This window comes from Clostridium sp. UBA5119 (genome assembly GCF_002414285.1).
In the GTDB taxonomy this organism is placed as follows: Bacteria; Bacillota; Clostridia; order Clostridiales; family Clostridiaceae; genus Clostridium_J; species Clostridium_J sulfidigenes.
In genome coordinates, this window is sequence record NZ_DHYX01000083.1 from 1 (window position 1) to 323 (window position 323).

Sequence of the window (323 nt, forward strand, 5' to 3'; positions counted from 1 at the left end):
ATCACATAACTCTCTAACTGTTGGTGAAATACTCTCCCTCTGTACATATTCATTTATGGCATTAAGAACTATCCTTTGCTTTTTAGTCAACATTTTATAACCCCCTATAAATACATTTTATCAAACATTTGTTCCCTTTTCAATTATGTGTTTATAAAAAGACTAATAAATATTTTATTCACTACTGGCCTTAAATATTATTTACCCAACTTCTTACAATAATCTATAGCCTTATCTAATGTTTCCTCTCTATTCTTACCCTTGATAAGTACATTTGTATGTCCACTCTTATTCTTAGCCTTTCCTACTGCAATAACTGTTTT

General features: G+C 29.4%; 1 pseudogene. It reads right to left on the reverse strand.

What is annotated here, in order from left to right:
• Window positions 1–93 (reverse strand): annotated as a pseudogene (locus B2671_RS17610) (transcriptional regulator); the annotation flags it as partial.
• Between the last annotated feature and the right edge of the window lie 230 nt (window positions 94–323).